Annotated in this window: 22 protein-coding genes; 14 read left to right on the plus strand and 8 right to left on the minus strand. The window is 72.2% G+C overall.

The features are described from left to right. From ACYQ8Q_RS25240 to ACYQ8Q_RS25250, 3 genes are all read right to left on the minus strand, one after another. The gene (locus ACYQ8Q_RS25240; protein ID WP_460068030.1) at positions 1-2388 is read right to left on the minus strand and encodes a dolichyl-phosphate beta-glucosyltransferase; all 2388 of its coding nucleotides are present in this window, start codon (positions 2386-2388) and stop codon (positions 1-3) included. Further along, the gene (locus ACYQ8Q_RS25245) at positions 2385-3113 is read right to left on the minus strand and encodes a GntR family transcriptional regulator (RefSeq protein WP_460068031.1); all 729 of its coding nucleotides are present in this window, start codon (positions 3111-3113) and stop codon (positions 2385-2387) included. Before ACYQ8Q_RS25245 ends, ACYQ8Q_RS25240 begins: the two co-directional genes overlap by 4 nt. Positions 3114-3248: 135 nt before the next feature. Further along, the gene (locus ACYQ8Q_RS25250; RefSeq protein ID WP_460068032.1) at positions 3249-4604 is read right to left on the minus strand and encodes an aminotransferase class III-fold pyridoxal phosphate-dependent enzyme; all 1356 of its coding nucleotides are present in this window, start codon (positions 4602-4604) and stop codon (positions 3249-3251) included. Positions 4605-4749: 145 nt separating this feature from the next. Here ACYQ8Q_RS25250 and ACYQ8Q_RS25255 point away from each other — a divergent pair, with 145 nt between their 5' ends. From ACYQ8Q_RS25255 to ACYQ8Q_RS25270, 4 genes are all read left to right on the plus strand, one after another. Next, the gene (locus ACYQ8Q_RS25255) at positions 4750-5361 is read left to right on the plus strand and encodes a type 1 glutamine amidotransferase family protein (RefSeq protein ID WP_460068033.1); all 612 of its coding nucleotides are present in this window, start codon (positions 4750-4752) and stop codon (positions 5359-5361) included. Further along, a complete protein-coding gene (locus ACYQ8Q_RS25260) occupies positions 5358-5816 on the plus strand; it encodes a MarR family winged helix-turn-helix transcriptional regulator (protein WP_460068034.1) in 459 nt (152 codons plus the stop codon). The genes ACYQ8Q_RS25255 and ACYQ8Q_RS25260 overlap by 4 nt, the downstream gene beginning before the upstream one ends. Before the next feature lie 78 nt (positions 5817-5894). Continuing rightward, on the plus strand, positions 5895-7790 hold the full coding sequence (locus tag ACYQ8Q_RS25265) for a serine/threonine-protein kinase (protein WP_460068035.1): 1896 nt from the start codon (positions 5895-5897) through the stop codon (positions 7788-7790). A gap of 98 nt (positions 7791-7888) precedes the next feature. Then, positions 7889-9424 carry a substrate-binding domain-containing protein gene (locus ACYQ8Q_RS25270; RefSeq protein ID WP_460068036.1) on the plus strand — a complete coding sequence of 512 codons (1536 nt, stop codon included), beginning with the start codon at positions 7889-7891 and terminating at the stop codon, positions 9422-9424. 10 nt (positions 9425-9434) lie between these two features. Here ACYQ8Q_RS25270 and ACYQ8Q_RS25275 read toward each other — a convergent pair whose 3' ends face one another. After that, the gene (locus ACYQ8Q_RS25275) at positions 9435-10178 is read right to left on the minus strand and encodes an SLATT domain-containing protein (RefSeq protein ID WP_460068037.1); all 744 of its coding nucleotides are present in this window, start codon (positions 10176-10178) and stop codon (positions 9435-9437) included. Positions 10179-10409: 231 nt separating this feature from the next. On the opposite strand from ACYQ8Q_RS25275, the gene ACYQ8Q_RS25280 reads away from it, so the two are divergent. From ACYQ8Q_RS25280 to ACYQ8Q_RS25300, 5 genes are all read left to right on the plus strand, one after another. Beyond that, positions 10410-10772: a YbaB/EbfC family nucleoid-associated protein gene (locus ACYQ8Q_RS25280; RefSeq protein WP_460068039.1), complete on the plus strand. Its 363-nt coding sequence runs from the start codon at positions 10410-10412 to the stop codon at positions 10770-10772. Between the two features lie 59 nt (positions 10773-10831). After that, a complete protein-coding gene (gene recR, locus ACYQ8Q_RS25285) occupies positions 10832-11431 on the plus strand; it encodes a recombination mediator RecR (RefSeq protein WP_067240942.1) in 600 nt (199 codons plus the stop codon). Beyond that, positions 11424-12086, plus strand: coding sequence for a DUF5063 domain-containing protein (locus ACYQ8Q_RS25290; RefSeq protein ID WP_460068040.1), 663 nt, complete (start codon positions 11424-11426; stop codon positions 12084-12086). Before recR ends, ACYQ8Q_RS25290 begins: the two co-directional genes overlap by 8 nt. 138 nt (positions 12087-12224) lie before the next feature. Continuing rightward, positions 12225-12407: a hypothetical protein gene (locus ACYQ8Q_RS25295; protein WP_460068041.1), complete on the plus strand. Its 183-nt coding sequence runs from the start codon at positions 12225-12227 to the stop codon at positions 12405-12407. A 108-nt stretch (positions 12408-12515) separates the two neighbouring features. Next, on the plus strand, positions 12516-13022 hold the full coding sequence (locus ACYQ8Q_RS25300; protein WP_460068042.1) for an SgcJ/EcaC family oxidoreductase: 507 nt from the start codon (positions 12516-12518) through the stop codon (positions 13020-13022). Positions 13023-13026: 4 nt separating this feature from the next. Here ACYQ8Q_RS25300 and ACYQ8Q_RS25305 read toward each other — a convergent pair whose 3' ends face one another. Both ACYQ8Q_RS25305 and ACYQ8Q_RS25310 read right to left on the minus strand, forming a co-directional pair. Next, a complete protein-coding gene (locus ACYQ8Q_RS25305; RefSeq protein WP_460068043.1) occupies positions 13027-14373 on the minus strand; it encodes a sensor histidine kinase in 1347 nt (448 codons plus the stop codon). Continuing rightward, the gene (locus tag ACYQ8Q_RS25310; RefSeq protein WP_460068044.1) at positions 14370-15041 is read right to left on the minus strand and encodes a response regulator transcription factor; all 672 of its coding nucleotides are present in this window, start codon (positions 15039-15041) and stop codon (positions 14370-14372) included. The genes ACYQ8Q_RS25305 and ACYQ8Q_RS25310 overlap by 4 nt, the downstream gene beginning before the upstream one ends. Positions 15042-15220: 179 nt before the next feature. Between ACYQ8Q_RS25310 and ACYQ8Q_RS25315 the strand changes: the two genes are divergently transcribed. From ACYQ8Q_RS25315 to ACYQ8Q_RS25330, 4 genes are all read left to right on the plus strand, one after another. Then, the gene (locus ACYQ8Q_RS25315) at positions 15221-16492 is read left to right on the plus strand and encodes an aspartate kinase (protein WP_067256580.1); all 1272 of its coding nucleotides are present in this window, start codon (positions 15221-15223) and stop codon (positions 16490-16492) included. Then, complete coding sequence (locus ACYQ8Q_RS25320; RefSeq protein WP_460068045.1) at positions 16492-17550, plus strand: aspartate-semialdehyde dehydrogenase; 1059 nt, start codon at positions 16492-16494, stop codon at positions 17548-17550. Before ACYQ8Q_RS25315 ends, ACYQ8Q_RS25320 begins: the two co-directional genes overlap by 1 nt. Positions 17551-17950: 400 nt before the next feature. Beyond that, positions 17951-18544 (plus strand): SigE family RNA polymerase sigma factor, encoded by a 594-nt coding sequence (locus tag ACYQ8Q_RS25325; RefSeq protein WP_460073478.1) that lies wholly within the window; start codon positions 17951-17953, stop codon positions 18542-18544. A gap of 113 nt (positions 18545-18657) precedes the next feature. Next, positions 18658-19686, plus strand: a complete 1029-nt coding sequence (locus ACYQ8Q_RS25330; protein ID WP_460073480.1) for a hypothetical protein — start codon at positions 18658-18660, stop codon at positions 19684-19686. On the opposite strand, the gene ACYQ8Q_RS25335 is transcribed toward ACYQ8Q_RS25330, so the two are convergent. Beyond that, positions 19656-20477, minus strand: a complete 822-nt coding sequence (locus tag ACYQ8Q_RS25335; protein ID WP_460068046.1) for an SURF1 family protein — start codon at positions 20475-20477, stop codon at positions 19656-19658. The genes ACYQ8Q_RS25330 and ACYQ8Q_RS25335 overlap by 31 nt on opposite strands. Positions 20478-20638: 161 nt before the next feature. On the opposite strand from ACYQ8Q_RS25335, the gene ACYQ8Q_RS25340 reads away from it, so the two are divergent. Beyond that, on the plus strand, positions 20639-22453 hold the full coding sequence (locus tag ACYQ8Q_RS25340) for a S9 family peptidase (RefSeq protein ID WP_460068047.1): 1815 nt from the start codon (positions 20639-20641) through the stop codon (positions 22451-22453). A 100-nt stretch (positions 22454-22553) separates the two neighbouring features. Here ACYQ8Q_RS25340 and ACYQ8Q_RS25345 read toward each other — a convergent pair whose 3' ends face one another. Further along, positions 22554-24410, minus strand: coding sequence for an NAD-binding protein (locus ACYQ8Q_RS25345; protein ID WP_460073482.1), 1857 nt, complete (start codon positions 24408-24410; stop codon positions 22554-22556). Positions 24411-24476: the final 66 nt, after the last annotated feature.

Here is a 24476-nt window from a genome sequence, read left to right on the forward strand (position 1 = left end):
TCAGTCGTGCAGATCCCATACCCACACTCCGTCCACCCGCCTACCGGGTCGGCCCAACAACTTGTCCACGGTCTCACGCAGGACGCCCGCATGGTGCTGCGGGGCCAGCACGAGTGCGCCCGCCCGCCAGTACGCCAGGTCCTGCGCCGCCGCCTCCCGGGCCGCCGTGTCGATCACCGGGACGATCCCCGTGAACTGGGCCTCCTGGAGCAGACTCGCCGTGAAGCGGAGCGGGACGCCGTACACACCGGTGCGGTCGCCGTCGCCGTACGGCCCGTTGAAGTAGCCGCCCGGCATCCGGAAACCGAGCCCGGTGGCGGTCTGCCAGTGCAGGGCCTCGGCGGCGCCGGGCTCGGCGAGCGGCACGGGGACGAGCGTCTCGCCGTCGCGGACGTACGACTTCCAGGTCCCGTCCGTGAAGAAGGCCGGTACCTCGGCGCGCGGCTCCGAGCGCAGCGGGGCGGGGACGAGGGGGAGCAGGGCCAGGGCCACGGCGGCCAGTCCGGCCCCGCGCAGCACCGGCCGGGTTCCCTTCAGCTCCGTGATCGCGAGCGCGATCAGCATGCCCAGCGCCGGGCCGCAGATCATCGCCACCCGGCTCTCGATCACCGACTCGAAGAGGGGGAGCCCGTCGAGGAGGGCCCAGGGTCCCGGCGGGCCCATCGACAGGACGGCCGCCCCCAGGACCGTCGCCGCCAGGGCCCGGACGACCGGGCGCCGCCGCCACAGCAGCACGGTGATCGCCAGGGCCAGCAGGGCGAGCGGCCAGCCGTAGAAGGCGTTCTGCTCAGTGGCGTTGAGGGAGAGCGCCTTCGCGGTCCCGGCGTCGCCCGCGAGCAGGGAGCGTTCGGCGAAGGTCAGCAGGGCGCGCAGGGAGTTGGCGGTGCCGGGGGCCGTGCCGTGGTCGATGCCGTCGTAGGACTGCGGGCCGGAGAACTGCCAGGCCAGCGGGTAGACGAGGAGGGGGAGTGCGACGGCGGCGGCGATCGCCAGGCCGCGCAGCAGGGGGCGTACGGCCGCCGCCGCCTCCTTCGGGCGTACGGCCGGGTAGCCGAGCGCGAACAGGAACATGCCGATCGCCGCGAGCAGCAGCGCCTCCTCGCCCAGGAGGCACTGGTACGCCGCCATCAGACCGAGGGTCACGGCGTCCCGGCCGACCCGGGTGCCCGTGCACAGCCGCAGGGCGCGCTCGACGATCAGCGGGATCATGAAGAGGACGACGAAGTTGGGGTGTGCGTTGGCGTGGCTGACGAAGGGCGGCGCGAACGCGGCCAGGGCGGCTCCGGCGAAGGCGGCGCCCCGGTGCGGGGTGAGGCGCCGCGCGATCAGCCGGTACCAGGCGGCGGCGGTCGCGGCCAGGCCCAGCGTCATCACCAGGCTGAGGGTGACCGCCGGGCCGAGCAGGAGCGTCACGGGGGTCAGCGGCACGGAGAGACCCGGCATGGCGGTGTTGGCCATCAGGTTGACCCCGTCGGGGTAGCCCTGGAGGTCGCTGAAGAGCGGGTTGCGCAGATGGCTGACGTTGTCCGCCGTCACCGCGAAGAACCACTCCCACTGGTTCTGGTCCTGGAGCGAGTCCGTGAGATAGCGGTGCGCCGGGTCGAGGACGCGGCCCGAGTAGAGCGTGAGGGAGAAGGCGAGGAAGAGCAGGACCGCCAGGAGGTCGGCCCGGCGCAGGCGGGCCAGGTCGCGCAGGAAGCGGAGGTAGTCCGGCGGGCGGACCTTCGAGCCGGGCCGGTGCGACCAGTGCACCGGCACCTCGGCGACCGGCCAGTCGGAGCGCTGGAAGTGCCGCAGCACCTCCACGTCGATCGCCCAGCCGTCCACCCGTGAGGCGGCGAACGCGGCGCGTGCCTTGTCGCCGTCGAACAGCTTGAACCCGCACTGGGTGTCCCGGATGCCGCGCACGGCGGTGGCCCGTATGAGCCGGTTGCCGGCCTTGCCGAGAAGTTCGCGGGCCCGGTGCTGGCGGTCGCCCAGGGTGGCGCCCGGCACGGCGCGGGAGCCCACGGCGGCCGCATGGCCCTCGGTGAGCGCCTGCTCCAGCCGCGCCAGCTCGGCCACGGGGGTGGCGAGATCGGCGTCCGTGACGAGGACCCGGCGGCCCCGGCTGGCGGCCACCCCGAGCCGCAGCGCGTGCCCCTTGCCCCGGCCCTCACCGGTGACGGCCCGCACCCGCGGATCCCGGCGGGCGGCGACCAGGTCGCCGGTGGCGTCCGTGGACCCGTCGTCGACGACGACGATCTCCCAGGCGCCCGGCGACTGTTCGAGATGGTCCACCAGGGCGTCGAGGGTGGGCCCGAGCCGCCGCTCCTCGTCCCGGGCCGGGACGACCACGGACAGCGCGACGGTCGCTACGGTCTCCCGGTCGGTGGCGGTCGCCGTCATCCCTCGACCGGCCCCTCGACCGGCCCCTCGGCCAGCCGCTCGACCAGGGCGACGGAGTCGGCGTTGTACTCGGCGAGCATCCGGCGGGCCGTGGCGGTGTCGCGCCGGTACAGGGCGTCGACGAGATCTGTATGGCCTGACCACAGATGCCCGCGCAGATCGGTCATCCGCCGCAGGTGCTGGACCGCGCACACCCAGCTCTGCACCCGCAGCCGGTGCAGGAAGTCGGCGAGGTAGGGGTTGCCGAAGAAGTCGCTGAGCTCACGCCAGAAGCGCAGGTCGTAGCCGATGAGGACGGTGAGGTCACCAGCGGCGGCGGCCCGCTGGGCCTCCTCGCCGCGCCGGCGCACCCCGTTGATCGCGGCGGCGACCCGTTCCGGCGAGCCCGACTCACGGACGGACTGCCGGCCCTCCTCCAGCCGCAGGAACATGCCCTCGATGATCAGCGAGCGCGCCTCGATCATGCCCCGGTAGTCCTCCACGGAGTACTCGTGGACCCGGAACCCCCGGTGCTGGTCGGCCTCCAGCAGCCCCTGCGCGGAGAGATCCACCAGCGCCTCGCGGACCGGGGTCGCCGAGACGCCGTACTGCTCGGCGATCTCCTTGACCGTGAACTCCTGCCCGGCCGGCAGCCGCCCCGCCAGCACCTCGTCGCGGAGCGCGTCGGCGATCTGCTGCCGCAGGGTGCTGCGCGTCACGGCGCCGTTGCCGCTGCTGCCGGGCATCTTCGGGGCGTCTCCCTCGGGGCGTAGGGACGGAAAGGGGCGTGCTCGTCGATATGTACGAGCACGCCACCTTACGCGTTCGAAGATTTCAAGCCCCTACACGCGTAGCGTGCGTCCGCTGTCCCCGTCCTGTGCCTACCCGGTGTACTCGTCGGCGACCGAAAGGGCCTGGTCAAGGGCCGCGAGGCCCTCCTTCAGCTCGGATTCGGAGGCATTCAGCGGGGGCACGAAATGCGTCCGGTTCATGTTCACGAAAGGCCACACCCCGGCCTGCTTCGCGGCCGCGCCGAAGGCCGCCATCGCCGCGTTCGCCTCCCCGGCGGCGTTGTAGGGGACGAGCGGTTCCCGGGTCTCGCGGTCCTTCACCAGCTCCAGGGCCCAGAACATGCCCACCCCCCGTACCTCGCCGACACTGGGGTGCCGCTCGGCGAGCGCCCGCAGCCCCGGCCCGACGACGGACGCGCCCAGGTCGCGCGCGTTCTCCACGATCCCCTCCTCCGCCATCACCTCGAGGGTGGCGACGGCGGCGGCACAGGCCAGCGGGTGCCCGGAGTACGTCAGCCCGCCCGGGTACGCCCGCCGGGCGAACGTCTCCGCGATCGCGCCGGAGATCGCGACCCCGCCGAGCGGCACATAGCCGCTGTTCACGCCCTTGGCGAAGGTCATCAGGTCGGGGACGACCCCGAACAGGTCGGCGGCGAACCACTCACCGGTGCGTCCGAACCCGGCCATGACCTCGTCCAGGACGAGGACGATCCCGTACGTGTCGCAGATCTCCCGGACCCCGGCGAGATAGCCCGGCGGCGGCACCATGATCCCGGCGGTGCCGGGGACGGTCTCCAGGATGATCGCGGCGATGGTCGCGGGCCCCTCGAAGGCGATCGTCGTCTCCAGGTGCTCCAGCGCCCGCGCGCACTCCTGCTCCTCGGTCTCGGCGTAGAAGCGGGAGCGGTAGAGGAAGGGCGCCCAGAAGTGCACCACTCCGGCGGAGGCGCTGTCGGAGGCCCAGCGGCGCGGGTCGCCGGTGACGTTGATCGCCTGCTGGGTGCCGCCGTGGTAGGAGCGGTAGGCGGAGAGGACCTTCGGGCGGCCGGTGTGCAGCCGGGCCATGCGCAGGGCGTGCTCGACGGCGTCCGCGCCGCCGTTGGTGAAGAAGATCTTGTCCAGGTCGCCGGGGGTGCGCTCGGCGATCAGCCGGGCGGCCTCGGAACGGGCCTCGACGGCGAAGGCGGGCGCGAAGGTGGTCATCCGCGCGGCCTGCTCCTGGATCGCGGCGACGACCTTCGGGTGCTGGTAGCCGATGTTGGCGTAGACGAGCCCGCTGGTGAGGTCGAGGTACCGCTTGCCGTCGTAGTCCCAGAAGTACGACCCCTCCGCGCCGGCCACGGCGAGCGGGTCGATGAGCTCCTGCGCTGACCAGGAGTGGAAGACATGCGCACGGTCCACGGCCTTCACGGCGGCGCCCGCCCGGGGGTCGGTCTGAGGGGTCATGGCCGGTGAGCGTAGGAGGGGGGTGCCGCGTGGCGGTACCGGCGTTTTGTTCCGTCGGCGGGGGGATTCCGCGACAGGTTGTCGGGAGTCGGGGAGGCATCTCCCCCTGTTTGACAGCTTGCTGTCCAAATGACAGCCTGTTGTCATGACTCTTCTGCCCGTCCATCTCGCCGTGTACGACACGCTCGCCGACTGGGAGACCGGGTTCGCCACCGCCCACCTCGCCCGGGGCGGGTATCCGGTCCGCACCGTCGGCGCGACCGGCGCCGATCCGGTGGTCAGCATCGGGGGGCTGCGCGTCCTGCCCGACCTCGCCCTGGACGCCGTACGGCCCGAGGACAGCAGTCTGCTGATCCTGCCGGGCGCCGACCTCTGGGACACGTCCGACGACCTCGCGCCCTTCGCCCGCAAGGCCCGCGAGTTCCTCGCCGCCGGTACGCCCGTCGCCGCCATCTGCGGGGCCACCGCCGGACTCGCCCGCGAGGGCCTGCTCGACGACCGCGACCACACGAGCGCGGTCTCCTTCTATCTGGCCGCGACGGGCTACGGCGGAGGCGAGCGGTACGTCGACGCCGACGCCGTGACCGACGGCGCCCTGATCACCGCCGGACCGACCGAGCCCGTCGCCTTCGCCCGGGAGATCCTCCGTCTCCTCGGGGTGTACGAGGGGGAGGTGCTGGACGCCTGGTACCGGCTGTTCCACGACTCCGACGCCGCGGCCTACGCCGTGCTGGAGAAGGCGACGGCCAGGCGGTGAGCCGGCCGCGCCAGGAGCTGCTCAGCCGCAGCGCCCTCGGGGTGTTCCGGCTGAACGGGCAGTTCCTCGCGGTCGCCGAGGAACTCGCCCGGCCCGCCGGGATCAGCGCCGCCTGGTGGCAGGTGCTGGGGGCGGTACTGGGGGAGCCGCTGCCGGTGTCGGGCATCGCGCGGGTCATGGGCATCACGCGGCAGAGCGTGCAGCGCATCGCCGATCTGCTGGTCGGCAAGGGGCTGGCCGAGTACCGGCCCAATCCGGCGCACCGCCGCGCCAAGCTGCTCGCCCCCACCCCTGAGGGGCGCGCGGCGATCGCCCGTATCGACCCCGGGCACGCGGCCTTCGCCGACCGGCTGGTGGCGGCCTACGGGGAGACGGAGCTGGCGGAGGCGGTCGCGGTGCTGGAACGGCTGAGCGAGGTGCTGGACAGCCTGGAACCCCCCGTTACGGAACCGTAGACATCGCGCCACGCGACTCCCCGAACGGCCGGTTTATTCTCGGCTCGACCACACATGGGGAGGAAAGGCGGCGCTGCGATGGAGAAGCTGGGCCCCGAGGACCCGCAGCGTATCGGCGGCTACCGGCTGCTCGCACGGCTGGGCGCGGGCGGCATGGGGCAGGTCTACCTGGCCCGTTCCGACCGCGGGCGGACCGTCGCGGTGAAGCTGGTCAAGCCGGAGCTCGCCGCCCGCGAGGAGTTCCGGGCCCGGTTCCGGCAGGAGGTGCGCAACGCGCAGCGGGTCGGCGGCTTCTGGACCGCGCCCGTCCTCGACGCCGACACCGAGGCCGCCGTGCCCTGGGTCGCCACCGGCTATGTCGCCGGCCCCACCCTCCAGCAGGTCGTCGGCCACGACCACGGCCCGCTCCCCGAGCGCTCGGTGCGCATCCTCGCCGCCGGTCTCGCCCACGCGCTCACCAACATCCACGCCGCCGGGATCGTCCACCGCGACCTCAAGCCGTCCAACGTCATGGTCACCATCGAGGGCCCCCGCGTGATCGACTTCGGTGTCGCACGGGCCCTGGAGTCGGTGAGCGACAGCGGTCTCACCCGCACCGGCGCGGTCGTCGGCTCACCCGGTTTCATGGCCCCCGAGCAGGTGCGCGGCGAGCCGATCACCCCCGCCAGCGACGTCTTCTGCCTCGGCTCCGTCCTCGCCTACGCGGCCACCGGCGTCCTCCCCTTCGGCGGCGCCGAGGGCGGGGCGCACGCCCTGATGTTCCGCATCGCCGAGGAGGAACCCGACCTCGATGGCGTCCCCGAGGGCGTCGCCGACCTGGTCCGCGCCTGTCTGCGCAAGGACCCCGCCGCCCGCCCCTCGCTGCCCTGGATCCTGGAGCGCACCGGCACCGGGCACACCCTCGTCGACGGCCACTCCCGCGACCCCTGGCTGCCGAGCGCGCTGGTCGCCCAGCTCGGGCAGCACGCCGTACGGCTGCTGGAGACGGAGGACCCGGAGGGCGCCCCGGAGCACAGCGGCCGACAGGGCTACGCCGACGGGTCCGCGACGCCGGGCGCCCTGCCGCAAACCAGGGGCGCGGGCGGCGGCACCCCGGCGCCCCCCGCCCCGGCCGCCGTACCGCACCCGGCGTACGGCCACACCCAGCAGCACCCGCAGTCCGGTTACGGCCCCGCCGGGCAGGCGCCGCAGAACCCGTACACGGGTCAGGCCCCGGGCTACGGGAACACCGGCTACGGGAACACCGGCTACGGGAACACCGGGTACGGGAACACCGGCTATGGGAACGCCGACTACGGCAACACCGGTTACGGCACCTCGCCGTACGGGGGGCCGACCCCGCCTTCCTCCTATGGGCCGTCCCACGGCCCCGCCCACGAGCCCGCCCACGACGACGAGCCGGAGCCCTCGCGGCGCAAGGGACGCACGACCGTGCTGCTGGTGGCGGTCGCGCTGGTCGTCGCGCTCGCGGCCGGCGGGTCGGTGTACGGGCTGCTGGGCGGTGACGACTCCGCGGACGGGAAGGCGGGCCCGTCGCCGAGCCGTACGGCGGCCACCGGGTCGTCCGACCCCACCCCCTCGGGGAGCGCGTCCTCGTCCTCCCCGTCGCCGTCCGTCTCCGCGACGGGCGGCGGAGCGGTCCCGGCCGGTTACCTCGGCACCTGGACCACCACGATCGACAACGAGACCGGCAAGAACACCCGGCAGCTCACCATCAAGCAGGGCAAGGTCGGCGACGCCGTGCTCTCGCTCGTCGCCGACGGGGACGCCTACCACTGCGAGTTCACCGCCGAGCTGACCGAACGTCCCACCGGGAAGGGCCCGTTGGAGATCGGCCCGTCCACCGTCACCTCGGGGAAGCCCCGTTCCTCCTGCACCGCGGGCGCCGCCACCGAGGTCACCCTGCTCGCCGACGGCAGGCTGCAACGCGTCAACGCCGACACCGGGGAGAAGCTGACGTACAGCCGTCGGTGAACGTCCGGCGAACGTCCGCCGACCTGACCGGAATCCGCCCTCGGGCAGCCGTACGGTGAACTCACGAGCGACTGGCGGGAGTTGCGGGGGCACCCACAGTGGACTGGCTGAACGCGGAGAACGTCGTCGCCATCGGGACGGCGGTGCTCGGCATCGTCGCGTCCGGCGTCATGGTCTGGTACGAGCGCCGGGTACCGCGCCGCAAGAGGATCGGCTACCGGGTGCAGATGGACAACCCGATCGGCGACGACGTCCGATCCGGCCGCGCCAACCGCCGCCTCGGGCTGTTCGACGAGACCCCCGACATGGCCGACGCCACCCTCGTCCTGCTCCGCATCGAGAACGACGGCTCCCAGGGCATCGCCCGGGACGACTACACCGGGCCCGAACGCCACGGCCTCACCGCCGTCTTCACCGGCCGCACCATCCGCGGGGTGTCGGTCACCCAGCCGACCGACACCGACCACCTCATGGACCACTTCACCGCGGACCGCGGCTTCGGCTACGACGGCAACACCCTGCGCATCCCGCGCGTCCCGCTCAACCGCGGCGACCACTTCAAGCTGCTCGTGCTGCTCTCGGGCGGCGACGTCGGCCACGGCATCCGGCTCTACGGCGGGCTGCGCGACGGCGAGGTGCACCCCAACCGCAGCGCCACCCCGGACGACACCCCGCCGCTGTTCAGCCGCGCCGCCCGGCTGATTTCCCTCATGCTCACGCTGTCCGTGGTGACCCTCGCGACGATCGTCGTCGTCCGCGACGACAGCCCGCCCCCGATCGGCTGCGAGCGCGGCACGCTCACCGTGACCGGCTCGACCGCGTTCGCCCCCGTGGTCCGGGAGGTGGCCCGCGCCTACGCGGAGGACTGCGAGGGCGCCGCCGTCACGGTCGACGCGCACGGCTCCACGGCGGGCATCCGGGAGCTGACGGCCGAGGGCGCCGGGGCGAAGAAGGGCTCCCCGCCGCTGATCGCCCTCTCCGACGGCCCCAAACCGGCCGGCCTGGAGGAACTGCGCGAGAACCGGGTCGCCGTGTCGGTCTTCGCCCTCGTCGTCCACGACGGCATCCGGCTGAAGAACCTCTCCACGACCGCCGTACGCCGCCTCTACCGGGGCGAGATCACCAACTGGACGCAGCTCGGCGGCCCCGACCTCCCGGTCGTCCTCGTCAGCCGGGACGCCAACTCCGGGACCCGGCAGGTGTTCCAGCGGCGGGTGCTGGGGCGGGGCGAGATCGAGAACTCCTCCGCCGACTGCGCGCACAAGGACTATCCGTCGTCCCCCGTCGTGCGCTGCGAACTCGACTCCACCGAGCAGGTGCTGAGCACGGTGGCCGCCACGCCGGGCGCCGTCGGCTACAGCGAGCTCAACCTCGCCGACCGCGCGAAGGGGCTGCACCCCCTCGACCTCGACGGGGAGCCGCCCTCCGTGGACGCGATCGAACACGGCAGCAGCGACTACCCGTACCGCGAGATCGAATACGCCTACACCTACGGCCGCCCCCCGGCCGACTCCCTCGCCTCCAGCTTCCTCACCTATCTGACCCGGGGAAACGGCCAGGACGTCATCCGCACCCACGGCCACCTGCCGTGCTGGTCCCCGGAGGGCCTGAAGCTCTGTGCCGGCCAGGGGTAGCCGCAGGCCGTCACCGCGGCTCCGGCGGGCGCTGGCGAGGCATGTTCGGACGGGAGTTCGCCCCCGGGGGCATCGGAAAACGCGGTGTCCCCGAGTCCTGCCGCCCCCCGGACACCGCCGCCGACTGGATCCCCAGCGGCGCGGACCCGGTACGGAACTCCACCATCCAGTCCGCCGTCTCCGCCCGCACCAGCTCCATCACGTCCTCGGAGAACCGCCGCAGCACCGCCAGACACCGCTCCGCGGCCTCGCTCGCCGTCCCCTCCGCGGGACCCAGCACCTCCCGCACACTCTCGCTCGCCCAGTCGAACTGGAGCAGCTGAAGGCGCCGCTGCACCGCCTGCGCCGTCGCCACATCCCTTATCCACCCGGACGTCACCCCGAAGAACCGGTCCACCGCCACACAGGACACCGCGAGCAGCAGGGCCAGATAGCCCCACGGCGCCACCCCGCCGATCACCCCGGTGAGATCGAGCAGCGGCAGCCCCGCCCCGGCGACCGCCCCCGTCGCCGCCCCGCCGCGCAGCACCCGCGCCCCCCGCCGCTTCCACACCCGGTCCGTGAGGTACCAGGCCGCCGTCTGGAGCGCCCCCCGCTCCACCCACCGGTACAGCTCCTCCAGCCGCTCCGCCGGTTCGCCCCAGTCCCCGAGCGGAAACGCCCGCCCGGTCAGATCGCCCGGCCGCAGCCCGGCCGCACCCTCGCCCCACCCGTCCTGAGGCGGACCCTCGGGCTGCATCTCCGGCTGACCCACGGCACTCCCTTATGACTCAGTGACTCCGCGTAACGTCTGATGCTGATGTGCCGGACCCTTCCTACCTCCCAATGGGTGGCGAAGGGGACGCTTTGGTCGCTTTTCCGCCCGGAAGTGGGCCTTGATCAGGTATAGGCCGCTCCGCAGACTCACTCGAAAGAGTGGCGGGGCGATGCGCTCATCGAGCACGTAGGCTCGTGCCAGACAGGAAAACGCAGACAGGAGCTGATCGTGATTCCCGGTGGTGGCCAGCCCAATATGCAGCAGCTGCTCCAGCAGGCCCAGAAGATGCAGCAGGACCTGGCCCGTGCGCAGGAGGAGCTCGCGAGCACCGAGGTCGACGGGCAGGCGGGCGGCGGTCTGGTGAGGGCGACGGTGACGGGCTCCGGCGAGCTGCGCGCGCTGAAGATCGATCCCAAGGCCGTGGACCCCGAGACTGCATCCGTTGAAGAGACGTGCGAGACCCTCGCCGATCTGATCGTCGCGGCCGTGCAGGCGGCCAACCAGAACGCGCAGACGCTCCAGCAGCAGAAGCTCGGCCCGCTGGCCCAGGGCCTCGGCGGCGGCAGCGGCATTCCCGGCCTGCCTTTCTAAGACGGGCCCCGGCCAACTACCGTACGTACTGCAAGGAACCCAGGAAGGACGGCAGTCCGTTGTACGAAGGCGTGGTCCAGGACCTCATCGACGAGCTGGGGCGGCTGCCCGGCGTCGGTCCCAAGAGCGCGCAGCGGATCGCCTTCCACATCCTCCAGGCGGAACCGACGGACGTACGGCGCCTCGCGCAGGCCCTGATGGAGGTCAAGGCGAAGGTCCGCTTCTGCGCGACCTGCGGGAACGTGGCGCAGGAGGAACTGTGCGGCATCTGCCGCGATCCTCGCCGCGACGCATCCGTCATCTGTGTCGTGGAGGAACCCAAGGATGTGGTGGCGATCGAGCGGACCCGTGAGTTCCGCGGCCGGTACCACGTCCTGGGCGGAGCGATCAGCCCGATCGAGGGCGTCGGCCCCGACGACCTGCGCATCAGGGAGCTGCTGGCCCGTCTCGCGGACGGCACGGTCACGGAGCTGATCCTCGCGACCGACCCCAACCTGGAGGGCGAGGCCACGGCCACGTACCTCGCCCGCATGATCAAGCCCATGGGCCTGAAGGTCACCCGCCTGGCCAGCGGCCTCCCGGTGGGTGGCGACCTGGAATACGCGGACGAGGTCACCCTCGGCCGCGCCTTCGAGGGGAGACGACTCCTAGATGTCTGACGCCACGCTGCACGCGACCGACCAGAATCCGGACGACTTCGCGGTCCAGATCGCGGACCAGGTGGAGAGCTTCCTGGTGGCCGTCACGGAGGTGGCCAAGGGCGACGAGCCGGGCTCAGCCGTCCCCTTCCTCCTCCTGGAGGTCTCCCAGCTGCTCCTCGCGGGCGGCCGCCTCGGCGCGCACGAGGACATCGTCCCCGACGAGCGCTACGAGCCCGACACGGGCCCGGACGCCGACGTGGACGAACTCCGCGAGAACCTCGCCCGCCTTCTCGACCCGATCGACGTCTACTCCGAGGTCTTCGACCCCTACGAGCCCCGCAAGGCGCCCGTCCCGGCCCGGATCTCCGACGACCTCGCCGATGTCATCACCGATCTGCGCCACGGCATGGCCCACTACCGGGCCGGCCGCACCACCGAGGCCCTGTGGTGGTGGCAGTTCTCCTACTTCTCCAACTGGGGCTCCACCGCGTCGGCCACGCTGCGCGCCCTGCACTCCGTGCTCGCCCACATCCGCCTGGACCAGCCCCTCGAGGAGCTCGACGGCCTGGACACCGACCAGGGCATGGGGGACGACACCCTGGAGTTCGAGGCGGGCAAGGTGATGGAGGTCGAGATCGCCGACCAGCTCGGCGTGAGCCGCCCGGCCGGCTGAGCGAGGTGTAGCCGGCTACACCATCGGTTGGGGAGTGCGCCCCCTGCTTTGCGCAGGTCAGAGGCGGGATCGTTGTTTCTGCAAGCAGAAGCCTGCAAGCAGAAGCCAACGGTCACCGAATCTCCAAGGACTCCTGTCATGAAGTCGCTCCTGTCCTCCCGTCCCGTCCTGTGGTTCCTCTTCCTCTTCAACCTCGCCGTCGCCGCCGTCGCACCCTTCGTGGTGGACGGGTCGCAGGGTGTGCTGACCGCGGTGGGGATGGGGGTCGTGTCGCTGGGGGCCGGTGTCAGCCTGCTGCGCGGCAAGGGGGCCACCGGCTGAGAATTGGGGGCGCCCTGGACGTCCCCTGTACGACCGCTGCACGGGCCCTAACCGGCCGGACGCGAGTCTTGAGTCATCCCAACAGGCACCATCCGCACAGGAGTTGCGATGACTCGCAAGACCCGCATACGCGCCGCCCTCGTCACCGCCACCGCCCTCGTCACCGCCGCCACGGTGACGGCGGGCGTCAGTGCGGCCGGCCCCGAGAAGGCCCACCAGGCCCACAAGCCGAGCAAGAAGCGGATCGCGGCCCTCTTCGACGGCTGGAACGCCGCACTGCAGACGGGCGACCCGGAGAAGGTCGCGGACCGCTACGCCAAGGACGCAGTCCTGCTGCCCACCCTCTCCAACAAGGTCCGCACGGACCGCGCCGGCATCGTCGACTACATGGAGCACTTCCTCCAGAACAAGCCGGTCGGCAAGAAGATCGAGACGCACATCAACGTCCTGGACACCAACTCCGCCCTCGACTCCGGTGTCTACGAGTTCACGCTCACCGACCCGGCGACCGGCAAGAAGCGTGCCGTGGAGGCCCGTTACACCTACGAGTACGAGAAGCGCGGCGGGAAGTGGCTGATCGTCAACCACCACTCCTCCGCGATGCCCGAGGGCTGATCGGTCAGCCCGTCCGCGGTGCGGCCCGCAGCGTGATCCGCACGCACAGGCCCCCGCCCGGCGCGTCCGTCAGGGCCACCGTCCCGCCGTCGTCCGTCACCAGCTGTTTGACGACGGCGAGGCCGAGGCCGGAACCGGAGCGCCCGGTCAGGCCCTGACCGCGCCAGAAGCGGTCGAAGGCGCGGGACTTCTCCGCGTCCGACATGCCCGGTCCCCCGTCCGCGACGGAGAGGACCACCTCCCGCGCACCGGAGCCCGTCTCCAGCCGTACGGTGATCGTCCCGCCGTCCGGCGAGACCTCCAGCGCGTTCGAGAGCACGTTGTCCAGCACCTGGTCCAGATGACCGGGGCTGGCCAGCACAGACGGCCGGTCGTCGACACCACTCCCCCTGAGCGCGATGGTGACTCCGCGCTCGTCGGCGGCCGGTCTCCACACCGTCAGGCGTTCCGCCACGATGTCCGCGAGGGGCAGCGGCTCCGCGGCCGTGACCTTCGCCTCGGCCCGCGCCAGCACCAGCAGGCCGTTCACCAGCCGGCTCATCCGGACCACCTCGGCCGTCGCCTGCTCCACGTCCTCCCGTACGAACTCGTCGTCCACCCCGTCCGCGATGTTGTCCAGCGACAGCCGCAGGGCGGTGAGCGGGGTGCGGAGCTGGTGGGAGGCGTCCGCGACGAAGATGCGCTGCGAGGCGACCAGGGTGTCCAGACGCTCGGCGCCCTGGTTGAGGGTGCGGGCGAGGGTCTGGGTCTCGGGCGGGCCCGTCACGGGGGAGCGCGCGGTGAGGTCGCCGTCGCTGAACTTGCTGGCCATGGTGTTGAGTTCGCGCAGCGGAGCCGTGATGCGGCGGGCCGCGAAGGCGCCGATCGCGGCGGCTGCCGCGATGACCAGTACCGCGAGGGCGGCCCGGAAACCCCAGATGTTCCACAGCCGCTTGGTCATGTTCGCGGTCGAGTACACGATCCGTACGGCGGCGTCCTGGCCCTCGACGGGGACGGTGACCGTCAGCTGCTTGCCCCAGACGAACCTCGAACCCCAGTCGGTCGTCGAGGTGTTGTCCCGCACGGCCCGGGTCAGCGCCGCGTCCTGGGCCGGAGCCTTCAGCCGGGGGTCACAGGCCGCCGTGGGGGTCGCCTGGACGTCGCCGTAGGCCGTGGCCACCTCGTGCAGGGCCTGGCAGGAGCTGCTGGTGCCGTTGCCCAGCAGCAGCGCCATGGTGTTCGCCTCGCGCAGGACGGACTGCTCGGTGTCGTCCCGGAGCTGCTCGGTGAGCGTGAACGCCACCGGCACGGTGAACAGCAGGATCGCGACGGCCACCAACAGGATGTAGCTGCGGATCAGTTGGCGGTTCATGAGGGGGAGATCTCCAGGCGGAAGCCGACCCCCCGCACGGCCTCGATGGTGATCACGCCGGCGAGCTTGCGGCGCAGGGCCGCCACATGCACGTCCAGTGTCTTGGTCGGGCCGAACCAGTTCGCGTCCCAGACCGCTTCCATGATCTGCTCGCGCGACATCAGCGCGCCCGGCTCCTCGGTGAGGAAGGCCAGCAGGTCGTACTCCTTGGGGGCCAGGGCCACCTCCGCGCCGTCCAGGTGGACGCGTGCGGCCTTGCGGTCCACGGTCAGGCGCGTGCCGTAGCGGTCGGGGCCGGCGTCGGCCGGTGTGTGGGGCCGTACCCGCCGCATCACGGCCCGTATCCGCGCGATGACCTCCCGGACCCCGAAGGGTTTGGAGACGTAGTCGTCCGCGCCCAGCTCCAGGCCGACCACCCGGTCCGTCTCGTCGCTGCGGGCGCTGATCACGATGATCGGCACGTTCCCGCGCTCGCGCAGCGCCTTGCAGACGTCGAGGCCGTCGGTGTCGGGCAGCCCCAGGTCCAGCAGGACGACGTCGTAGGGATCGCGGTGGGCCAGGGCGGCGGCGCCCGTGGTGACCCAGTCGACCTCGAAGCCGTAGCGCCTCAGTCCGCGTCGCAGCGACTCGGCGACCGGCTCGTCGTCTTCCACCAGGAGTACGTGCACGCGACGCAGATTAGTCCTTGAAACTTAATTCACAGCCATCACTTGCGTATCAGTGGGCAGGAACCTCCCGAGCGGGTCGCCCGGCCACCGCCGGACATCTCACCATGCGGTACTCCAGAGGTGGATTTCGGGCGCTCGTTAGACTGAGCCGACAAAGACGAACTGAGCGAGGAGCGCACGTGGGCCTTGTCGTGCAGAAGTACGGAGGCTCCTCCGTAGCCGATGCCGAGGGCATCAAGCGCGTCGCCAAGCGGATCGTGGAAGCGAAGAAGAACGGCCACCAGGTGGTCGTCGTCGTTTCCGCGATGGGCGACACGACGGACGAGCTGATCGATCTCGCCGAGCAGGTGTCACCGATGCCTGCCGGGCGTGAGTTCGACATGCTGCTGACCGCCGGAGAGCGGATCTCCATGGCCCTGCTGGCGATGGCGATCAAAAACCTGGGGCACGAGGCCCAGAGCTTCACCGGCAGCCAGGCAGGCGTCATCACCGACTCGGTCCACAACAAAGCCCGGATCATCGACGTCACGCCGGGCCGCATCCGGGAGTCCCTCGACAAGGGCAACATCGCCATCGTCGCCGGGTTCCAGGGTGTCAGCCAGGACAAGAAGGACATCACGACCCTGGGTCGCGGTGGCTCCGACACGACCGCCGTCGCCCTCGCCGCCGCGCTCGACGCCGAGGTCTGCGAGATCTACACCGACGTCGACGGTGTGTTCACCGCGGACCCGCGGGTGGTGAAGAAGGCCCGGAAGATCGACTGGATCGCCTTCGAGGACATGCTGGAGCTCGCGGCCTCCGGCTCCAAGGTGCTGCTCCACCGCTGTGTGGAGTACGCCCGCCGTTACAACATCCCGATCCATGTGCGGTCCAGCTTCAGCGGACTTCAGGGCACCTGGGTCAGCAGTGAGCCGATTGGGGACCGCAAGGTGGAGCAGGCCATCATCTCCGGTGTCGCGCACGACACCTCCGAGGCCAAGATCACGGTCGTCGGTGTGCCGGACAAGCCGGGCGAGGCCGCCGCGATCTTCCGGACGATCTCGAACGCCGAGATCAACATCGACATGATCGTGCAGAACGTGTCCGCCGCCTCCACCGGGCTGACCGACATCTCCTTCACGCTCCCCAAGGCGGAGGGCCGCAAGGCCATCGACGCGCTGGAGCGGAACAAGGAGGGCATCGGCTTCGACTCGCTGCGCTATGACGACCAGATCGGCAAGATCTCGCTGGTCGGCGCGGGCATGAAGACCAACCCCGGGGTCACCGCGGACTTCTTCACCGCCCTGTCCGACGCGGGGGTGAACATCGAGCTCATCTCGACCTCCGAGATCCGGATCTCGGTCGTCACCCGCGCCGACGACGTCAACGAGGCCGTGCGCGCCGTGCACACCGCCTTCGGGCTGGACTCCGACAGCGACGAGGCCGTCGTCTACGGAGGCACCGGGCGCTGATGCCCCCCACCAGCCGGCCGACGCTCGCGGTCGTGGGGGCGACCGGAGCCGTCGGCGCCGTCATGCTCCAGATCCTGTCCCAGCGGGCGGACATCTGGGGCGAGATCCGACTCGTCGCCTCACCGCGCTCGGCCGGCCGCAAGCTGGCCGTGCGCGGCGAGCAGGTCGAGGTCACGGCCCTGTCGGAGGAGGCCTTCGACGGGGTCGACCTCGCCCTGTTCGACGTGCCGGACGAGGTCGCCGCGCGGTGGGCGCCGATCGCCGCGGCCAAGGGCGTGGTCGTCGTGGACAACTCGGGCGCCTTCCGGATGGACCCGGACGTGCCCCTGGTCGTCCCCGAGGTCAATCCGCACGCCGTGCACATCCGGCCGCGCGGGATCGTCGCCAACCCCAACTGCACCACCCTGTCGATGATCGTCGCCCTGGGCGCGCTGCACGCCGCGTACGGTCTGCGCGAGCTGGTGGTCTCCTCGTACCAGGCGGTCAGCGGGGCCGGGCGGGCCGGGGTGGAGACGCTCCGGCAGCAGATCGCGCTGGTCGCCGGGACCGAGCTGGGCACCTGCCCCGGTGACGTACGGCGGGCCGTCGGCGAGAACACCGGGCCGTTCTCGGAGCCGGTCGCCCTGAACGTCGTACCGTGGGCCGGGACGCCGCGCGAGGACGGCTGGTCGTCGGAGGAGATGAAGGTGCGGGACGAGTCCCGCAAGATCCTCGGACTGCCGAGGCTGCCGGTGGCCGTGACCTGTGTCCGGGTGCCGGTCGTCACCACGCACTCCCTCACCGTGCACGCCCGCTTCCAGGACACGGTCACCGTGGACGGCGCCCGCGAGATCATCGCCACCGCGCCCGGGGTCGTCCTGTTCGACAACCCGGAGGCGGGGGAGTACCCCACGCCCGCCGATGTCGTCGGCACCGACCCGACCTGGGTGGGCCGGGTCCGGCGGGCCCTGGACGACCCGACCGCCCTGGAACTGTTCGTCTGCGGGGACAATCTGCGCAAAGGGGCCGCCCTGAACGCCGCGCAGATCGCCGAGCTGGTGGCGGCCGAGCGGAACTGACCCGCCAGTCAGGAACGGGCGGTAAAAGTCCTGGCCAGCGGCATGGCAAAGTGTGAGCCGGTCGATGGTTCAGGCCACTTGTCTCGGACAGCGTTGTCGTCTGAAGATTGCCGGAGACTTCCTCCCCGTTCTGTGCAACCGCGCGCAGGGCGGGGAGCGTCTTTGCGGTCCCGGCGTGGGGACGCCGTGATCCGGGCGTGGGGACGCCCGTTCATATGGGATACAAGGGAAGAGCGGGACACATGAGACGGGTAGGCGTGGCCTCGTCCGACGGAAAAGTGACGCCCGGCACGTACAACCTCCACGGGGGGACGTGTGTCCAACTGGCGTGGCAGAGGTACTCGAACTCCCCCTGGCTCGCGCCGTCCTCCGACCCCGGGTCGCCGGGGCGCCCGGCGGCATGCCGGTGATCGCGCCCATGCCCGCAGCGCGGCCCACCCGCATCCCCAGCCAGCGTGACGGCGCCGAGCAGCCCGCCGCCGCCGAGAACGCCGTGGCCGCCGGTACCACCGTCGACCACCTCACCGAGACCTACCGGGCCCACTACCGCTCGCTGCTCGGTCTCGCCGCCCTCCTCCTCGACGACACCGCCTCCTGCGAGGACGTCGTCCAGGAGGCCTTCATCCGGGTCCACTCCGCGCGCAAACGGGTCCGCGACCCGGAGAAGACCCTCGCCTATCTCCGCCAGACGGTCGTCAACCTCTCCCGTTCCGCCCTGCGCCGCCGCATCCTCGGACTGAAGCTGCTGTCCAAGCCGATGCCGGACATGGCCAGCGCGGAGGAGGGCGCCTACGACCAGCTGGAGCGCGACTCCCTCATCAAGGCCATGAAGGGCCTCCAGCGCCGCCAGCGCGAGGTCCTCGTCCTGCGCTACTTCGCCGACATGACCGAGGCCCAGGTCGCCGAGACCCTCGGCATCTCCCTCGGCTCGGTCAAGGCGTACGGCTCCCGCGGCATAGCCGCCCTGCGCATCGCGATGGAGGCGGCGGCGTGAACGACGAGGCCGAGGGCCGCGACTCGCACGAGCGCCACGAGCCGTACGCATGGCACGAGCCGATGCGGCCGGAGACCGACGAACCGAAGCACTCGCACGCTGGGAACGAAACCGTGAACCACCACCTCGACGACCAGGGCCCGGACGGGCTCGACTCGGACGAGCTGGCACTGCGCCGGATGCTGCACCAGGCGGTCCAGGAGATGGAACCGCGCGACGGGACGCTGAACCACCTGCGCCGCGCCGTTCCCGCCCGCCGGGCCCGCAAGCGGCAGGCGGCCGTGGGCATGGCGGCCGCCGCGCTCTTCGTCGGCACGGCCGTCCCCGCCGTCCTGCACGTCTCCGCCGCGGGCGGTTCCGACGCCAACCCCGCCATCGCCGGGCAGGCCTCCCAGGCCCAGGGCGGCACCAGCCAGGGCAAGGGGCCCGACGGGAGCACCGGCGGCAAGGTCGGCGACTCCGCCGGCAAGACCGACGAACAGGGCAGGAGCGGCAGCACCGGCTCCGGCGAGAGCAAGGGCACGGCCAGTACCGGTGCCTCCAGCGGCAGCGAGGCCTCCGCCTCCACCGCCCAGGCCGCCCCCGCCTGCACCGCCTCCCAGCTCGGCTCCGCCTCCGCGAACGTCGCGGGCGCCGACTCCGCCGGGATCGTCTACGGCACCTTCCGCGTCGCCAACGTCTCCGGTACGGCCTGTACCGTCGCCGGCGCCGTCACCCTCACCCCGGCCGCCCAGGGCGCGGCCGACGCCACGAAGATCACCGTGGTGCAGCACGCCTCCGGCGACGCGGCGGCCGGCCTGCCCGACCCCTCCCTCTACGTCACCCAGTACGCCCTCGCGCCGGGGTCCGCGTACGAGGTGAGGTTCGCCTGGCAGCCGACCGAGACCTGTCCCACCACGAGCACCACCGGCGGCGGCACCGGCGGCGAGTCCTCGCCCTCCCCGACGCCGACCGAGCAGTCCGGCACCACCGGGGACACCTCCACGGGCACCACCACCCAGCTCCTCACCGAGGACGGCACCGCCGACGGCAGTGTGCTCGTGACCTACACCGCGGACGACGGGTCCACGACGGTCTCGGCGACCGTGTCGAACGCCTGTGCGGGCACGATCTACCGGACGGGCGTGCTGGCGTCCTCCTGAGCCGTCGCGCCGGCCGTCGCGACCGCGGTCTCCTCGGGAGCGATCCCGAGGGCCGCGTCCCGCGCGAACTCCACCTCGCGGCGCAGCAGCCGGAACCACATGAACACCACGAACCCGGCGAAGACGAACCACTCGCCGGTGTAGCCCAGGTTCTGGAACGCCTTCAGGTCAAGGCCGGTGTTCGGGGCCGCGCTCACCGGCACCGTCCTCATCCCGCCGTCGGCGGTGTCGAGGGTGACCCAGGCGTCGTAGACGTCGTACGGCACCAGGTTGACCAGGGACGCCGCGCTGATCGCGGCGGTCTGCCCGGACGGCAGGCCGCCCCGGGCACTCACGCCGTTGTCGCCCGGCTGCTCGGAGGCCTGCAGGGAGCCGGTCACGGTGACCTCGCCGGAGGGCGGCGCGGGGGCCTTCGCGGCGTCCGCCGTGCCCGGCAGCCAGCCGCGGACGACGGGCAGGGCCTCGCCGCCGTCGGTGCGCAGCAGCGTCAGCACGTAGTAGCCGCTCTTCCCGTCCAGCTCCCGGCCGGGGACCAGCAGCTGCTTGCCGTACCGGCCGGTGGCGGTGACCTGCTTGCCGACGGTCGCCTTGTCCACGGGCAGCAGCTCGGCGAGCGGCCGGGCGGCCTCCTCGCGGTCGGTCTCGGCCTGCGCCTTCGCCGTCCGGTGGTCGTCGACCCGCGCCTCGAACCGGCTCAGCTGCCAGGACCCCATGAACACGCAGAAGGGGATGGCCAGCAGCACGAAGACGTTGATCCCCCACCAGCGGGGCGTCAGCAGGAACCGGTACACGCCACCACGGTACGTGGCACGGCCCCGGCGCCCGGGCGCGGGGTGGGCCGCACTGGTTGCAGTCACCACCGACACTGGGCTGACCTGCACGGATGTAAAGGTTATCCACAGGCCGTGCTCAGCGGAGGTCGTTTGTCACCGAAGGCGGGCAGTATGGGTCCATGACTGAGAGCTACGGGTCCGCCGCGCCGGGGCGGTACGAGGAGATGCCGGACTGGGAGAAGCGCTTCAGGGCGCCCAGGGTGTCGTTGCCGGACTGGGCGGAGGACACGCCTGACCGTTCCCTGTTCGTCTCCAATGCGACGGGTACGTATGAGCTGTACGCCTGGGACCGGGCCACCGGCGAGCAGCGGCAGGTGACGAAACGGGCGAACGGCACGACGGACGGCGTGCTCTCCCCGGACGGCGCGTGGATCTGGTGGTTCGACGACAAGGACGGCGACGAGTTCGGCGTCTGGCGCCGCCAGCCCTTCGAGGGCGGCGAGGACGAGCTGGCCACGCCGGGCCTCGACCCCTCGTACCCGGCGGGCCTCGCGCTCGGCCGCGACGGGCGGACGGCGGTGGTGGGCCGTTCGACCGACGAGGAGGGGACGACGATCCATGTGGCGCGGGTCGGCGAGGCGCCCTTCGAGCTGTACCGGCACCGGGAGTCGGCGGGCGTCGGGGACCTCTCCCACGACGGCACGCTGATCGCGATCGAGCACACCGAGCACGGCGACGCGATGCACTCCGCGCTGCGGGTGCTGCGCCCCGACGGCACGAGGGTCGCCGAGCTGGACGACACCGACGGCGGCACCCGGGAGCTGGGCCTGGAGGTCCTGGGCTTCGCCCCGGTGGACGGCGACACCCGGCTGCTGATCGGGCACCAGCGGCGCGGTCGCTGGGAGCCGCTGGTCTGGGACGTGGCCACGGGCGGGGAGACCGACCTGGCGCTGGACCTGCCGGGCGACGTCAGCGCCGAGTGGTACCCGGACGGCTCCGGGCTGCTCATCGCCCACAGCTTCGAGGCGCGCAGCGAGCTGTTCCGGTACGACCTGGCGGGCGGCGCGCTGGAGCGGGTGCCGACCCCGCGCGGCACGGTCTCCGGGGCGACGGCCCGGCCGGACGGCAGCGTGGAGTACCTGTGGTCCTCGGCCGCCGAGCCGCCGGTGGTCCGCTCGACGTCCGGACAGGTCGTCCTGGACCCGCCCGGGATGAAGTCCCCGGGTTCGGTCGCCGTGGAGGACGTGTGGGTGGAGGGCCCCGGCGGCCGGATCCACGCACTGGTCCAGAAGCCGGCCGGGGCCACCGGACCGCTGCCGACCGTCTTCGACATCCACGGCGGTCCGACCTGGCACGACAGCGACGCCTTCGCGGCGGCCCCGGCGGCCTGGGTGGACCACGGGTACGCGGTGATCCGCGTCAACTACCGCGGTTCGACGGGGTACGGGCGGGAGTGGACGGACGCGCTGAAGGTGCGGGTCGGTCTGATCGAGCTGGAGGACATCGAGGCGGTACGGCAGTGGGCGGTGGGCTCGGGACTCGCCGACCCCGCCCGGCTGGTCCTCACCGGCGGCTCCTGGGGCGGCTACCTCACCCTCCTCGGCCTCGGCGTCCAGCCGCAGGCGTGGACGGTCGGGATCGCCGCGGTGCCGGTCGCGGACTACGTCACGGCGTACCACGACGAGATGGAAGCGCTGAAGGCGATGGACCGCACGCTGCTCGGGGGCACCCCGGAGGAGGTCCCCGACCGTTTCGAGGCCTCGTCCCCCTTGACGTACGTCGACGACGTCAAGGCACCGGTGTACATCTCTGCGGGGGTCAACGACCCGCGCTGCCCGATCCGCCAGATCGACAACTACGTGAAGCGGCTGGAGGCCCGCGGGGCGGTGCACGAGGTGTACCGGTACGACGCCGGGCATGGATCGCTGGTCGTGGACGAGCGGATCAAGCAGGTTCGGCTGGAACTGGAGTTCGCGGAGAGGTACGTGAAGTAGGGGCCGCCGGTGGTCGGGTGCGGGGTGCGTGGGGGCTGGTCGTGCCCGCACGGCGGAGCCGTATGGTGTTACAGCCCCGCGCCCCTTCAAACCCGTTGGGCTACAGCCCTGTTGTCCGGCGCCGCCGCCCCAGCAGCTCCGCCAACCCCCTTCGCGTCGCCGCCAGGACCACACGGTCCTCGTTCCGCAGGACATAGGTGTCGGGCAGGTCCCAGACCAGCCCGTCTCCGCCCTCGCCCGTGTCCAGCGCCAGGACGCGCCACATGCCCGCCCGGAAGGCCTCCCCGACCGTGCGGCCCGCCAGCTGGGCGCACTCGCCGACTCCCAGCGCGGCGAACAGCAGCACCCGGCGCTCCACGGGGATCGCCCCCAGGATCTGGCGTCCCATCATCGCCCCGGCGAACGACGGCGCCGACAGGTGCGACACGCTCCGGCTCCGGGTCAGCGCCTGGGGATGCGCGGCCCGCAGGGTGCGGTACACGGCGGTCGCGAAGTCGTCGTCGTACAGCCGCAGCACCACCCGCAGATCGGGCCGGAGCGTCCGGGCGTACAGCGCGGCCTCCAGGTTCGTCGTGTCGGAACTGGTCACCGAGAGCAGGGCGTGCGCCCGGTGGATCTTCGCCGCCTCCAGCACCCCCTCCTGGGTGACGTCCCCCAGCACGACCGGCACCCGCAGCCGCCGCGCCACCGCGAGCCCGCGTGCCTCGGGCCCCGCCTCCACGCACACCACGGGGATGTTCAGCTCCCGTAGCCGCACCAGCACCCGGGTGCCGATCTTCCCCAGGCCGAGCAGCACGACATGGCCGCCCATCCCGCGCGGCGGCCGCCGCAGCGACCCGGCGCCCCGGAACGTCCCGAGCGCCTCCAGCACCGCCGCAAGGAGCACCGGCAGCAGCAGCAACCCCACCAGCCCGGACAGCAGTTGCAGCACCTGACGGGCCGTACTCGCCCCGATCGCCGGGTCGTTGATCGCGAACAGGTCCAGCAGGGTCAGATACAGCGCGCCCAGCGGATGGATCCGGGTCACCACCCACAGCGCCACCGCCAGCGCGAACACACACCCCACGAGGCCGGCCAGCGCCAGCCGCAGCCGCCGGGAGAAGAGGATGCCGATCGGGACCATCGCCCCGAGACTCCGGCTCGTCTGGGGGGCGGGGCGGCTCGCGTACGTCACCTGCTCCAGCTCCACCGACCCGCGCCGCCCGGCCGCCTCCCCTACCGCCCGCGCGTCCGGCAGCAGCAGCGGCCCCTGCTCCCCGGTGCTCTCCGAACCGTCCGCGAAGGCGGGGTCGGCGTTCGCGGACAGCAGCGCGAGGGTGGGGCGGCCGCTCGCGGGCTCGCCCGGCGTGCGCTCGACGGCGCGCAGCAGCAGTCCGTCCGTCTGGACGACCTTGGTGGTGCCGGCGACGGCGGACGCGGCCAGCGCGGGCGCGGCGGTGTCGGCGTCGGACAGCACGGTGGTGGAGGCGTCGCTCCCGGCCGCCGGACCGCCACCCGCGGCCAACGCGGCGGCCTGGTCGAGGAGTTCCTCGATGTGCAGGCCGAGCCGGCGGTTGTACAGGCGCAGGACGAGCCGCAGATGGGGGTGGAGACGGCGGGCGGTGAGGGCCGCGCGGATGTTGGTCTCGTCGTCCTCGTACACGAGGGCCAGCGCGGCGGCCCGCTCCACGCCCGCCTCGGCGAGCACCGCCTCGGTGGGCTCGACGGCCTCCAACGTCCGCTGTCCGCCCACGGGTTCACCGGCGGCGGGGGCCGTGCCGTTGCCGGCGGCCCGGCTGACCGCCGCGCTCACCACCCGGTCGAGCAGCGCCGCCGACACCGCGCGGGCCCGCCCGACGACCGGCGGCCGCACCAAGCGTTCGGCGGGCGGTACGACGAGCGTGACCTGCTCCTCGTAGACCTCTCGGAGTTCGGCGGCGAGCCGGTGCGCGAGCCCGTCGTCGCCGCACACCACCATGTGTGCGCCGGTGTCACCCGTCGCCCTGCCCTGATTCGGAACGCTCCCCACGAGGGAGAAGACTGC

Source organism: Streptomyces sp. YKOK-I1 (genome assembly GCF_054660435.1).

What these genes read in the sequence shown, in the direction of transcription:
- ACYQ8Q_RS25240 (WP_460068030.1), bottom strand. Translation starts at nt 2,388, where the DNA reads ATGACGGCGACCGCCACCGACCGGGAGACCGTAGCGACCGTCGCGCTG.
- ACYQ8Q_RS25245 (WP_460068031.1), bottom strand. Translation starts at nt 3,113, where the DNA reads ATGCCCGGCAGCAGCGGCAACGGCGCCGTGACGCGCAGCACCCTGCGG.
- ACYQ8Q_RS25250 (WP_460068032.1), bottom strand. Translation starts at nt 4,604, where the DNA reads ATGACCCCTCAGACCGACCCCCGGGCGGGCGCCGCCGTGAAGGCCGTG.
- ACYQ8Q_RS25255 (WP_460068033.1), top strand. Translation starts at nt 4,750, where the DNA reads ATGACTCTTCTGCCCGTCCATCTCGCCGTGTACGACACGCTCGCCGAC.
- ACYQ8Q_RS25265 (WP_460068035.1), top strand. Translation starts at nt 5,895, where the DNA reads ATGGAGAAGCTGGGCCCCGAGGACCCGCAGCGTATCGGCGGCTACCGG.
- ACYQ8Q_RS25290 (WP_460068040.1), top strand. Translation starts at nt 11,424, where the DNA reads ATGTCTGACGCCACGCTGCACGCGACCGACCAGAATCCGGACGACTTC.
- ACYQ8Q_RS25295 (WP_460068041.1), top strand. Translation starts at nt 12,225, where the DNA reads ATGAAGTCGCTCCTGTCCTCCCGTCCCGTCCTGTGGTTCCTCTTCCTC.
- ACYQ8Q_RS25300 (WP_460068042.1), top strand. Translation starts at nt 12,516, where the DNA reads ATGACTCGCAAGACCCGCATACGCGCCGCCCTCGTCACCGCCACCGCC.
- ACYQ8Q_RS25305 (WP_460068043.1), bottom strand. Translation starts at nt 14,373, where the DNA reads ATGAACCGCCAACTGATCCGCAGCTACATCCTGTTGGTGGCCGTCGCG.
- ACYQ8Q_RS25320 (WP_460068045.1), top strand. Translation starts at nt 16,492, where the DNA reads ATGCCCCCCACCAGCCGGCCGACGCTCGCGGTCGTGGGGGCGACCGGA.
- ACYQ8Q_RS25325 (WP_460073478.1), top strand. Translation starts at nt 17,951, where the DNA reads ATGCCGGTGATCGCGCCCATGCCCGCAGCGCGGCCCACCCGCATCCCC.
- ACYQ8Q_RS25340 (WP_460068047.1), top strand. Translation starts at nt 20,639, where the DNA reads ATGACTGAGAGCTACGGGTCCGCCGCGCCGGGGCGGTACGAGGAGATG.
- ACYQ8Q_RS25345 (WP_460073482.1), bottom strand. Translation starts at nt 24,410, where the DNA reads ATGGTGGTGTGCGGCGACGACGGGCTCGCGCACCGGCTCGCCGCCGAA.